At 70.4% G+C, this 12393-nt stretch carries 10 protein-coding genes; all 10 read left to right on the top strand.

Features of this window, described 5'->3' with window-relative positions:
* Positions 1-52: 52 nt before the first annotated feature.
* The 10 genes from ACFYOY_RS36790 (at position 53) to ACFYOY_RS36745 (ending at position 12391) form a co-directional block, all read left to right on the top strand.
* Positions 53-1003, top strand: a complete 951-nt coding sequence (locus ACFYOY_RS36790) for a formylglycine-generating enzyme family protein (protein ID WP_388591970.1) — start codon at positions 53-55, stop codon at positions 1001-1003.
* 45 nt (positions 1004-1048) lie between these two features.
* Positions 1049-2239, top strand: coding sequence for an ROK family transcriptional regulator (locus ACFYOY_RS36785; protein ID WP_351900063.1), 1191 nt, complete (start codon positions 1049-1051; stop codon positions 2237-2239).
* Between the two features lie 52 nt (positions 2240-2291).
* Positions 2292-3101 carry an ABC transporter permease gene (locus tag ACFYOY_RS36780; protein ID WP_119984818.1) on the top strand — a complete coding sequence of 270 codons (810 nt, stop codon included), beginning with the start codon at positions 2292-2294 and terminating at the stop codon, positions 3099-3101.
* Positions 3098-3877 (top strand): ABC transporter ATP-binding protein, encoded by a 780-nt coding sequence (locus tag ACFYOY_RS36775; protein ID WP_351900072.1) that lies wholly within the window; start codon positions 3098-3100, stop codon positions 3875-3877. Before ACFYOY_RS36780 ends, ACFYOY_RS36775 begins: the two co-directional genes overlap by 4 nt.
* 56 nt (positions 3878-3933) lie before the next feature.
* Complete coding sequence (locus ACFYOY_RS36770) at positions 3934-4914, top strand: aliphatic sulfonate ABC transporter substrate-binding protein (RefSeq protein WP_351900075.1); 981 nt, start codon at positions 3934-3936, stop codon at positions 4912-4914.
* A complete protein-coding gene (locus ACFYOY_RS36765) occupies positions 4911-6377 on the top strand; it encodes a sulfatase-like hydrolase/transferase (protein ID WP_351900079.1) in 1467 nt (488 codons plus the stop codon). The genes ACFYOY_RS36770 and ACFYOY_RS36765 overlap by 4 nt, the downstream gene beginning before the upstream one ends.
* Entirely contained in the window at positions 6378-8747 is a 2370-nt protein-coding gene (locus ACFYOY_RS36760) for a family 43 glycosylhydrolase (RefSeq protein ID WP_351900083.1), read from the top strand. It abuts the gene before it with no gap.
* 87 nt (positions 8748-8834) lie between these two features.
* The gene (locus ACFYOY_RS36755; RefSeq protein WP_351900087.1) at positions 8835-9068 is read left to right on the top strand and encodes a hypothetical protein; all 234 of its coding nucleotides are present in this window, start codon (positions 8835-8837) and stop codon (positions 9066-9068) included.
* A gap of 123 nt (positions 9069-9191) precedes the next feature.
* Positions 9192-11087 carry a sugar-binding domain-containing protein gene (locus ACFYOY_RS36750; protein WP_351900091.1) on the top strand — a complete coding sequence of 632 codons (1896 nt, stop codon included), beginning with the start codon at positions 9192-9194 and terminating at the stop codon, positions 11085-11087.
* Positions 11084-12391 carry an extracellular solute-binding protein gene (locus tag ACFYOY_RS36745; protein ID WP_388591966.1) on the top strand — a complete coding sequence of 436 codons (1308 nt, stop codon included), beginning with the start codon at positions 11084-11086 and terminating at the stop codon, positions 12389-12391. Before ACFYOY_RS36750 ends, ACFYOY_RS36745 begins: the two co-directional genes overlap by 4 nt.
* Positions 12392-12393: the final 2 nt, after the last annotated feature.

The raw sequence follows: 12393 nt of genomic DNA, 5'->3' as shown, positions 1-12393 counted from the left end.
TTCCGCAGGGCGGCGCGCCCGCCACCGTCTCGCAGGCCCGGGAGAGTTTCGCATGGACCGCATCCAGGCACGCCCCACCAGCTGTTGTACGCCGTCGCGTGGCGGCGGTGCGGCCGCCCCCGCCCCTACGCCAACGGCGCGCACCGGCGGCCACGAGGCGGACATGGCGCTGCTGCCGGGCGGGACGTTCCTGATGGGCACCGAGGACGCGGACGGTTTCCCCGCCGATGGCGAGGGGCCGGTCCGGGAGGTGACCGTGGCCGCGTTCCGGATCGATGTGCACGCGGTGACCAACGAGCGGTTCGCCCGCTTCGTGCGCGAGACCGGCCATGTCACCGAGGCCGAACGGTTCGGCTGGTCGTATGTGTTCGCCGGGTTCCTGCCCGCGGCGCTGCGCCGGGGCGCGCCGCGCCCCGAGGGGACGCCGTGGTGGTGCGGGGTCGAGGGGGCCTCGTGGCGGGCGCCGGAAGGGCCGGGCAGCGAGGTCGATGAGCGCGGCCGCCACCCGGTGGTCCATGTCTCCTGGAACGACGCGGTGGCCTACTGCCGCTGGGCCGGGGCCCGGCTTCCCACCGAGGCCGAGTGGGAGTACGCCGCCCGCGGCGGGCTGGTGGGGCGCCGGTATCCCTGGGGGGACGAGCTGACGCCGGGCGGCGTGCACCGCTGCAACATCTGGCAGGGGCGTTTCCCCGTCAAGAACACGGCCGGGGACGGCTATCGGGGGACGGCCCCGGTGGACGCCTTCGAGCCCAATGGGTTCGGTCTGTACAACGTGGCGGGGAATGTGTGGGAGTGGTGCGCCGACTGGTGGTCCACCGACCACGCCGACCGGCCGCGCACCGATCCCGGCGGTCCGGCCACCGGTATCGCCAAGGTGATGCGCGGCGGTTCCTATCTGTGCCACCAGTCGTACTGCAACCGCTACCGCGTGGCCGCCCGCACCTCCAACACCCCCGACAGCTCCACCGGCAACCTCGGCTTCCGCACTGTCCGCGACACCTGAGTCTTCTTTTATTCCGGGGTGTTGACGAAATAGCCTGGCGTGCCCATGCTGTTCGGCATGCACCCCCATCAGGACGGCCCGCTGGCCCGGCTGCGGCGGGGCCACGAGGACTTGGTACTGGAGCTGTTGCGCAAACACGGCCCACTCAGCCGGGCCGAACTGGGACAGCACAGCGGCCTTTCCCGGACCACCCTCAGCGATATCGTCACCGAGCTGATCGAGAGCGGCGCCGTGGTCGCCACGGCGCCCGGAACGGCCCCGCGCCGACGGGGACGGCCGGTGGAGGCGCTGACGCTCAACCCCAGCGCGGGCCAGGCCATCGGTATCGACTTCGCCCGCCGGGCGGTGCATGTCTCCGCGGTCAACGTCGCACACGAGGTGATCGGGTCGGCCAGTGAACCGCACGACCCGGGACTGCCCTGGGAGCAGCGGATCACCCTGGCCGAGCGGCTGGTCGGCACGCTCGCCGACGGCGCCCTGCGGCTGGGCGCGCTGAACGCCATCGGGGTGGGTGTGGTCGGCCCGGTCGGAGATCCCGACTCCGTGCCGCCGGCCCCGTGCCCCTCCGCCGATCTGCCCGCCCTGCTGCGCAAGCGTTTCGAGGCCCCGGTGCTGGTGGACAACAACACCCGGCTCGCCGCGCTCGCCGAGGCCACCTGGGGCGCGGCGGCGGGCGGTCAGGACGTGCTGTATCTGCGGCTGTCGCACGGTGTGGGCGGTGGGCTGGTCGTGGGCGGCTCCCTGCACCGGGGGGCGTACGGCCTGTCCGGCGAGTTCGGCCATATCGCGGTCGAGTCGGGCGACGGGCGATGTTCGTGCGGCGCCACCGGCTGCCTGGAGACGGTGGCCTCGGTGGGCGCCGTGCTCGCCGCCTACCGCCGCGCGGGCGGACACGCGGACGGCCTGGCCGCGCTCCTCGGGGCGCTGGAGGCCGGCGATCCGGTGGCGCTGCGCACGCTGGAGGCGGCCGCCGTCCACATCGGCACCGTGCTGGCGGCGGTGTGCAACGCGGTCGGCCCCGGGGTGATCGTGCTCGGTGGCGAACTCGCCGCGGCCGGCACACCGCTCTTCGAGCCGGTCGAACGGGCGCTGCGCGCACACATCATGCCGATCTCACGGGACCGTGTGGACCTGAGGCCGGCGACGCTCGGCGAGGCCGGTGGCGCCCTGGGCGCCATCGCCCTTGTCCTGCATGAATCCCCCCTGCTCAGCCATTACCCGGCCCGTCCGGGCTGAACCGGCCCGCCCCGGGCTGAAGAGGAGGACCCATGAACCCCGCGAGGCGTCCATGACGGTGGTCACCGCGCCCGAGAAGACCCCCACGACACCGGAAGCGCCACGCGGCGCACGACGCACCGTCCACCCCCTCGTGTTCAATCTGATCGCCCTCGTCCTGGGCGTCGCCATCTGGGCCCTGACCGCCGCCGCGGGGCTCGCGGACATCCCCGGACCGCTCTCCGTGAGCTCCCGGGCGCGTGAACTGCTCGCCGACGGAACCCTCACCCAGGACGCGCTGGCCAGTCTGCAGCGGGTGCTCCTCGGATTCGCGCTCGGCACCCTGGTGGCCGTGCCCGTCGGCTTTCTGATGGGCTGGTACCCGGTCGCCCGGGGTCTGCTGGAGCCGTACGTCCAGTTCTTCCGGACGATCCCGCCGCTGGCGCTGATCCCCCTGGTGATCGTCCTGATGGGCATCGGCGAGACACCGAAGATCTTCGTCATCTTCCTGGCCGCGTTCATGTCCTGTGTGGTGGCCGCCTTCCAGGGGGTGACCGGCGTGGACCGGACGCTGATCGACGCGGCGCGGGTCCTCGGCGCCTCGGACCGGACCGTCTTCCTCAAGGTGGTCATCCCGGCGTCCACGCCGTTCATCCTCGTCGGCATGCGCATCGGGCTCGGCGCGGCCTGGGCGACCGTGGTGGCGGCCGAGATGATCGGCGCCCAGAAGGGGCTGGGCTTCGAGATGGTCCATGCCCAGACCTACTACGACGTTCCCACGATCTTCGTGGGCCTGATCAGCATCGGCGTCATCGGCCTGGTCATGGACCGGCTGTTGCTGGTGGCCGAACGCCGTCTCACCGCGTGGCAGGAGCGCCGATGAGCCCCAAGATCTCTTTCCGGGACGTGGTCAAGACCTACCCGATGAAGAACACCACCTTCACCGCGCTCGGCCAGGTCTCACTGGACATCGGGGACCGGGAGTTCGTCGCGGTGGTCGGGCCGTCCGGGTGCGGCAAGTCCACCTTGCTGAGCATGGTGGCCGGACTGGTGGAGCCCACCTCCGGCACGGTCACGGTGGACGGCGCTCCCGTCGCCGGGCCGGGGCCGGACCGTGGGGTGATCTTCCAGCAGTACGCGCTGTTCCCGTGGCTGACGGTGCGCGGCAATGTCGAGTTCGGGCTGAAGCTGGCCCACGTCCCCGCCGCGGAGCGCAGGCGGCGCGCCGAACACGCCATCGAGCTGGTCGGGCTCGCCGACTTCGCCGACGCCCTGCCCAAGACCCTCTCCGGAGGGATGAAACAGCGTTGCGCCATCGCCCGGGCCTACGCCGTGGACCCCGAAGTCCTGCTGATGGACGAGCCGTTCGGGGCGTTGGACGCGCTGACCCGGGTGCAGTTGCAGGACCAGCTGCTGGACACCTGGACCAAGGAGCGTCGCACCGTCCTGTTCATCACGCATGACGTGGACGAGGCGGTGTATCTGGCCGGGCGGGTGGTCGTGATGGCCGCCCGGCCGGGCCGTGTCCACCGGGTCATCGACGTGGATCTGCCCTATCCGCGGACCGAGGAGATACGGCTCTCCGCGGAGTTCGCCAGGATCCGCAACGACGTCTGGACCCAGGTCTACCACCAGTCACCGGCCGACTCCGCCGCCTGACCTCCCTCCTCCCTCCCCACCCATCCCCACCCCACTTCCGAAGGGACTCACCCGAGATGAGGATGAGCCGACGCGACTTCATGCGCACACTCTCCGCGACCGGTGCGGCACTGTCGGTAGCTGCGTGTTCGTCCTCCGGCAACGGCGGCGGCTCCGCGGTCAGGTTCGGCTACATCGCCGACTACAACGGTGCGAGTCTGCTGGCCATCGCCGAGGACCGGGGCTTGTGGAAGAAACACGGCCTGACCGCCGAGCCCAAGGTGTTCGTCAACGGCCCGGTCCAGATCCAGGCCCTGCGCACCGGCAATCTGGACTACGGCTATATCGGGCCGGGCGCCCTGTGGCTGCCCGCCTCCGGCAAGGCCACCATCGTGGCCGTCAATACGCTCACCTACGCCGACCGGGTCATCGCCAGGCCCGGTATCACCTCGATCCGGGATCTGAGGGGAAAGAAGGTCGGCGTCCCCGAGGGCACATCCGGTGAGATGGCGCTCAATCTCGCGCTCCAGCAGGCCGGGATGACCATGAAGGACATCTCGAAGGTGGTGATGGACGCGCCCACCGTCGTCTCCGCGTTCGCCTCCGGGCAGATCGACGGCGCCGGGATCTGGTACCCCCTCATCGACACCATCAAGGAGAAGGTGCCGGGGATGAAGGAGGTGGCGAGCACCGAGGACATCCCAGGCTCCACCTTCCCCACCGCCTTCGTCTCCGGCGCCAAGGCGAAGCCGGAACGCGACCGGAAGGTCGTCCAGGTGCTGCAGGAGGCCAACGACTGGCGGGCCGGGCACCCCAAGGAGTCCATCGTACTGGCCGCGAAGCTGCTCAAGGCCGACGAGGCGAAGGTCGCGGCGGACGCGGAGCATGTGAAGACGATGACGACCGCCGAGCTCGTCGCCAGAACCAAGGACGGCACCGTCGACAAGTGGCTGGACGGCATGAGCCGCTTCTTCGTCCGGACCGGGCAGTTGCAGAAGTCGCCCGACCCGTCCTCGTTCTACGCCGGTGACCTCTACACGAAGGCGGCCGCCCGATGAACCTGCTGTTCCTGATGACCGATCAGCATCGTGTCGACACCCTCGGCTGTTACGGCAATCCGCACGTGGCCACGCCGAACCTGGACCGGCTGGCGGCGACCGGCACCCGCTTCGACCGCTTCTACACCCCCACCGCCATCTGCACCCCGGCCCGCGCCAGTCTGCTCACCGGCCAGGCGCCGTTCCGCCACCGGCTGCTGGCCAACTACGAGCGCAACGTCGGCTATCTGGAGGATCTGCGCGAGGACGCGTTCACCTTCCCCACCGCCCTGGCCGAGCGTGACTACCAGCTCGGCCTGGTCGGCAAATGGCATGTGGGCACTCACCGCAACGCCGCCTCGTACGGCTTCGACGGACCCGATCTGCCCGGCTGGCACAACCCCGTGGACCATCCGGACTACGCGGCGTACCTGAAGGAGCGGGGCCTGCCGCCGTACCGGATATCCGATCCGATCCGCGGCACCACGCCCAACGGCAATCCGGGCAATCTGCTGGCGGCGCGGCTGCACCAGCCGGTGGAGGCCACCTTCGAGCACTATCTGGCCACCCGCGCCATCGAGCAGTTGGAGCGATACGCCGCGGACGGGCGGCCGTTCTTCCTGGCCACCCACTTCTTCGGGCCGCATCTGCCGTATCTGCTGCCCGACGCGTACTTCGACGCCTATGACCCCGGCCTGGTGGAGCTGCCCGCCTCGATCGCCGAGACCTTCGAGGGCAAGCCACCGGTGCAGCGCAACTACAGCGCCCACTGGACCTTCGACACCATCCCGATCGAGGTGACCCGCAAGCTGATCGCGGTCTACTGGGGCTATGTCACGCTGATCGACGAGCAGATCGGGCGCATCCTCACCCGCCTCGACCAGCTCGGGCTGGCCGATGACACCTCGGTGTTCTTCACCGCCGACCACGGCGAGTTCACCGGCGCCCATCGACTGCACGACAAGGGCCCGGCGATGTACGAGGACATCTATCGCATCCCCGGCATCATCCGCGTCCCCGGGGCGGCCCCACAGGTCCGCGAGGAGTTCGTCAGCCTCACCGACTGCACGGCCACCATCCTGGACCTCGCGGGCTGCGACACCTCACCGGCCGTGGACAGCCGAAGCCTGGTGCCACTGGTGCGGGGCGAACATCCGCGGTGGCCGGCCGAGTTGCTCGCCGAGTTCCACGGCCACCACTTCCCGTATCCGCAGCGGATGATCCGCGACGAGCGCCACAAGCTCATCGTCAATCCCGAGTCGGTCAACGAGCTCTACGACCTGGACACCGACCCCCATGAGCTGACCAACCGCTACGAGCACTCCGAGCTGCTGCCCGTGCGCCGCCGCCTCATGCGCCGCCTGTACGACCTGCTGCGCGAGCGCGGCGACAACTTCTACCACTGGATGACCCCGATGTTCGACATCGGGGACCTCGACTACGACCCGAGCCTGAGCTCCTTCGAGCCGGAAGGGACCGCGTAGATGAGACGAAGTCCTGGCACCCTCGTCGCCACGCTGCTGTGCGCGCTGCTGGCCGGGCTGCTGCCCACGTCCCAGGCGACGGCCGCCGCGCGCGCGGTCCGCGAGGCATCGGCGCCTCACACCACGGCCCGCGAGGCACCGACGTACCACAACCCCCTGACGGCCGGGGTGGTCGACACCTTCCCCGACCCGGTGATGATCCGGGGCAAGGACGGCCTGTGGTACGCGTACGGCACCCAGAACCCGGTGTTCCAGAGCAAGGGCGAGGACGGTGAGCGGATGCTGCCCATCCTCCGCTCGGCCGACATGGCGCACTGGAAGTACGCCGGAGAGGTCTTCACTCCTCAGACCAAACCCGCCTGGCACAAGGGCGCACGGCTGTGGGCCCCCGACATCCGCTATGTGAACGGCCACTACAACCTGTACTACTCGGTGTCCTCGGAGAACACCGTCGGAGTGGCGACCGCGCCCACCCCCACCGGCCCCTGGACCGACCAGGGAGCCGTGCTGCCCTCGCCGAGCGGCTGCGCCACCGGCAACATCGACCAGGCCCAGTTCACGGACGAGGGCGGTCGGCCCTATCTGTACTGGGGGAGCTACGACACGATCTGCGTGGCGAAGATGAACGCCGCCCGCACCCGCATCGAGGGCGCGGTGACCGAGGTGGCGCAGGGCCGCCGGATGGAGGGCGGGTTCGTCGTCCGGCGCGGTGGCCACTACTACCTCTTCTACTCCGACGCCGGATGCTGCGACGGTGCCTACAGCGGCTATCAGGTCAAGGTCGGCCGGGCGACCAGCCCGACCGGGCCCTTCGTGGACGACGAGGGCGTCCCGCTGACGGCCGCCACCAGCAAGGGCGGCGTGGCGCTGACCGCGAACGGCAACGGCTGGATCGGCCCCGGACACAACGCCCTGCAGACCGATCTGTCCGGCCAGGACTGGCTCGTCTACCACGCCATCTCCTCCGACGACCCGGATCTGAAACCGGCAGCGGGCGGCACGCTGAAGCTGTCCAAGCGGCCGATGCTGATGGACCGGCTGGACTGGATCGACGGTTGGCCGGTCGTACGGGCCGGGGCCGGCGCCTCCCAGGGCGCGCAGCGGGCCCCGGTGGCCTCCTGGGCCGCGGGCGGCACCTTCAACGACAACTCGCTGAAGGGGTGGCACGGCGGTGGCGGCTCCGGCACCGACGACTGGAGTGTCGGACACGAGCAGGACGCGCGGGGCTTCGTCACACCGCGCGGGAATCCCACCGGCCCCGCCTCTCTGGTCTCGGACCGGTCCGCCCCGGCCGCCCGGCGCGCCGAGGCCGACCTGCGGGTCACCTCGGCCACCGGCGCGGCCGGGCTGCTGGTCCGCTGCACCGGCCCGGACGACGTCGTGGTGGCGTGGCTGGACAGGGCGCGCAACGCACTGGTGACGGACGTACGGGTCGACGGCCGAAGCCGCGGCGCCCGTACGACCCCGCTCCCGGCGGACTTCGCCTGGGACACCTGGCACAACGTGGCGGCCGAGGTCCGCGGCACCCGGATGACCGTGGAGGTGAGCGCCGACCGGCTGCGGGACGCGGTGGCCACCCAGGAGCGGACGCTGCCCGCGACGGCGGTCCGCTCCGGCAAGGTCGGCGTCGCCGCCCGCGGCGCCGGGGCGGCCGCCGACAACGTGGGGGTCGCGGCGCTCCAGACACCCGTCACCACCCGCATCCCCGACCGGGTACCGGGCCCCTTGCTGCCCGCCTACAGCGACGACTTCGACACCGCCACCGTCCCCGGTACCACCGCGGATTCGCCGTGGTCCTGGGTGCGCGGACCGGCGTCCGGGGTCGCCATGGCCGATGGCGCCCTGTCCTGGCCGACTCAGAGTGCCGAGCTCTATCTCGGCACCAATACGGCGTCGGTGCTGACCCGCGACGCTCCCCCGGGCGACTACACCGTGGAGACAAGGCTCCGCTTCGCTCCGGGACGGACCAATCAGCAGGCCGGGCTGGTGCTCTACGGCGATGACGACCGCTATCTGAAGCTGGTGCACACGGTGCTCCCGGTGAGCCACACCGACGGGAAGGCCACGCAGGTCACGGAGTTCGCGAAGGAGGGCGAGCGTCCCACCACCACACCGCCGACCCCGGTGGCCTACGGGCCGATGTTCGGCGGCCCGAGCGCGGACACGATGTGGATGCGGCTGTCGTACCACGCCGACACCGCGCGGGACGAGACCGAGGTGCGCGCCGCCACCAGCACGGACGGTGTGCACTGGGTCCACACCGGCGTCTGGACCCTGCCGACGTCGAGCAAGCTCAGGATCGGGCTGGTCGCGCAGAACACCGCGGGCGCGGTCGCGCGCTTCGACTACGTGCACACCTACCGCCGCTGACGTTCCGAGCGAGCCCCCGTCCTATGCTGATCGCCTTTGTTGATGCGAGACGGGGGCCGCGTCGGCGGCCGGAGAAGGTGAGCGAGCGTGGCCAAGCCTGTACGTGCGGCGATCGGGGACGTGTGGATCACATGTGTGTTCTGCAAGGGCGACCTTTTCCGGGACCGCGAGGTGAAGCTCAACAGCACCGGCATGGAGCTGTTCAAGTTCGGCTGGGCCAACGAATCGGCCACCGGGTTGATCTGCTGGAACTGCGGCTATGTGCACCTTTTCGCCAACACTGACATCGAGCTGTACAAGGCGAAGAAGAGCGAGATCTAGCCACGCCCACCGGCGGCCGCCCGAGGTCGCGGTAAAAGATGGTGCGCGGGATCTTTACAACGATGTAAACGGGTGATGGCATACCCCTGCCCGGCCGAATCCCCGCCCCGTCCCGGAGACCCCATGGCTCACACCGACGCCCCCTCGCCCGACGTGTCGAACGCCGTTCCACGACCCGAATATCCCCGTCCCAGCTTTGTCCGTGAGAACTGGCTCAATCTCAACGGCACCTGGCAGTTCGCCTTCGACCCCGGCGACAGCGGACTCGAACGCGGTCTGGTGCACCAGGAGCTGGACGGGCGGATCCTGGTCCCGTTCTGCCCCGAGTCCGAGCTGTCGGGGATCGGTGACACCGACTTCCACCCCGCGGTCTGGTACCGGCGCACGGTCCGGATCCCGGCGGACTGGGCCGGCCGGCGGGTGCTGCTGCACTTCGGGGCCGTCGACCACGACGCCACCGTCTGGGCCGACGGCCGCGAAGTGGCCCGGCACAGCGGCGGTTTCACCTCCTTCACCGCCGACCTCGGCGAGGTGGCGGACCCGGCCGGCGAAGGGGCTGAGGTGGTGATCGTGGTACGGGCCCGGGACGCCCGGCACGGCCCTCAGGCGCGCGGCAAGCAGGCCACCGAGTACGCCAACAGCGACTGCCACTACACCCGCACCACCGGCATCTGGCAGACGGTCTGGATGGAGCCGGTGGCCGAGGTCCATCTGCGCAGGCCCCGGATCACCCCCGACCTCGCGTCCGGGGCCTTCCACCTCGAACTGCCGCTCAGCGCCAACCGCCCGGGCCACCGGATCACGGCCCGGGTGAGCGACGCGGACGGCGAGACGGTGGCCGAGGCGACGGTACGCGCCGACCTCGATATGGCACCCCGTATGGTGCTCGCGCTGCCGGAGGACCGGCGCCGGCCGTGGTCGCCGGAGGACCCCCATCTGCACCGGATACGGATCGAGCTGCTGGACGCCGACGGCGAGGCGGTGGATTGCGCCGAGTGCACCGCCGGGCTGCGGTCGGTGGCCATCGACGGCAAGCGGCTGCTGCTCAACGGCCGCCCCGTCTTCCAGCGGCTCGTCCTGGACCAGGGCTGGTACCCCGACGGGCTGATGACCGCGCCCGACGACGCCGCCCTCGTCCGGGACATCGAGCTGTCGCTGGCCGCGGGGTTCAACGGGGCGCGGCTGCACCAGAAGGTGTTCGAGGAGCGGTTCCTGCACCACGCGGACCGGCTCGGCTATCTCGTCTGGGGCGAGTTCGGCGACTGGGGAGCCGGCACCGGGCGCACCACCCGGGACAACCAGCAGCCCACCGCCGGATTCGTCGCGCAGTGGCTGGAGGCCGTGGAGCGGGACTACTCCCATCCGTCGATCGTGGGCTGGTGCCCGCTGAACGAGACGCACCAGGAACTCCACGACCGGCAGAGCGTCCTGGACGATGTCACCCGGGGCATGTTCCTGGCCACGAAGGCCGCCGACACCTCCCGTCCGGTCCTGGACGCCTCCGGCTACTCCCACCGCGTGGCCGAGACCGACGTGTACGACTCGCACAGCTATGAGCAGGACCCGGAGGCGTTCCGCCGCCAGATGGCGGGGCTGGACAAGGACGAGCCGTTCCTCAACCCCGACAACCGGGGAAACCCCGGCAAGAGGGACACCGACGCGGTGTGGTCGCTGCCGTACCGCGGCCAGCCCTACTTCTGCAGCGAGTTCGGCGGAATCTGGTGGAATCCGGAGGAGGCGGAGGCCGCGGCCGGTGACGACCGCGAGGTGTCCTGGGGCTACGGGGAGCGGCCGCGGACCGAGGAGGAGTTCCAGACACGCTTCGCGGGGCTGACCGCGGCGCTGCTCGACGACCCCCTGATGTTCGGCTACTGCTACACCCAGCTCACCGATGTCTTCCAGGAGCAGAACGGCGTCTACCGCTTCGACCGGAGCAGCAAGCTCGACGTGGAGCGGGTGCGGGCGGCCCAGCAGCGCCCCGCCGCCTTCGAGCGCCCAGCTGGTGAGGAGGGGCGATGAGCGGTCTGTCACGGCGCTGTCTGCTGAGAGGCGCGGTGTACGGGGCGGGCGCCGCCGTGTCCGCGTCCGCGCTCAGCGGCTGCGGTTCGATCGCCGGGAGCGTGGCGAGCGCCGATGAGATCCAGTACTGGACCCTGTTCACCGGCCCCGACGGCGAACTGATGAAGACGATGACCCGGAACGTGGAGAAGCGCGTCCCGGATCTCAAGGTCAGGACGACGGTGCTGGACTGGGGTCCGCCGTACTACACCAAGCTGGCGATGGCCTCGGCCGGTGGCCGCTCGCCGGATGTGGCGATCATGCACTTGACCCGGCTGGCGGGCTACGCCCCCGGCGGTCTGCTCGACCCCTGGGACACGGATCTGCTGGCGGAGTTCGGCCTGAAGCAGGACGACCTCAACAAGACGCTGGTCAAGCGGAGTCTGTTCGAGGGCACCCCGTACGCCATTCCGCTGGACACCCACCCCTTCGTCGTCTTCTTCGACCGGGACGTCATGGACAAGGCTGGTCTCCTCACGGGCGACGGCCGGCTTGCGCCCTTCGAATCTCCGAAGCACGCCCTGGAGCTGATGGACAAGCTCCGCAAGGACACCGGCAAGCTCGGGCCCGTCTTCGGTCATGCGAACGACGCGGCGATGGGCTGGCGGATGTTCTGGACGCTGTTCAGCCAGACGGGCGCCACCTTCGATCTCACGGGCGAGCGGGCCGAGATCGATGAGGACACCGCCGTCGAGGTGGTGCGCTTCATGGCCGACCTGGCACGCGACAGCCGCACCATGGACGTCCAGACGGCGATCGCCGCCTTCGCCAACGGCCGCTCACCGATGATCTTCTCGGGCGAGTGGGACATGGCCACCTACAAGACGGCCCTCAAGAACAGGCTGGGCGGCTCCCCCATCCCCACCTTCTACGACCGTCCCGCCGGGGCGTCCGACAGCCATGCGCTGGTGCTTCCGCACCAGGACAACCCGGATCCGGAGCACCGGCGGCGCACCCACCAGTTCGTGGCCGAGCTGGTCAAATCCGGGCTGACGTGGGCGTCGGCGGGGCACATTCCCGCCTACACACCGGCCGTCTCGTCCGCCGGCTACGCCAAGTTGCGTCCGCAGTCCGAGTACGCGGGCGCGGCGAAGCAGCTCGTGCTCGACCCTCCGGTGTGGTTCGCGGGCTCCGGCTCCGACTTCCAGACGCGGATGTGCCAGGCGCTCGATCCCGCGCTCGGCGGCTCCTCGTCCGCGGCGAATGCGGTGCGCACGATGGTCTCCCAGATCAACACCCTGATGGCTCAGCCGAATCCGGCCTGATC

Origin of the sequence: Streptomyces sp. NPDC007875, from assembly GCF_042868035.1 — a bacterium.
In the GTDB taxonomy this organism is placed as follows: Bacteria; Actinomycetota; Actinomycetes; order Streptomycetales; family Streptomycetaceae; genus Streptomyces; species Streptomyces antimycoticus.
The sequence above is the reverse complement of the archived record's forward strand: the minus strand, read 5'-3'. Positions and strand labels throughout refer to the sequence as shown.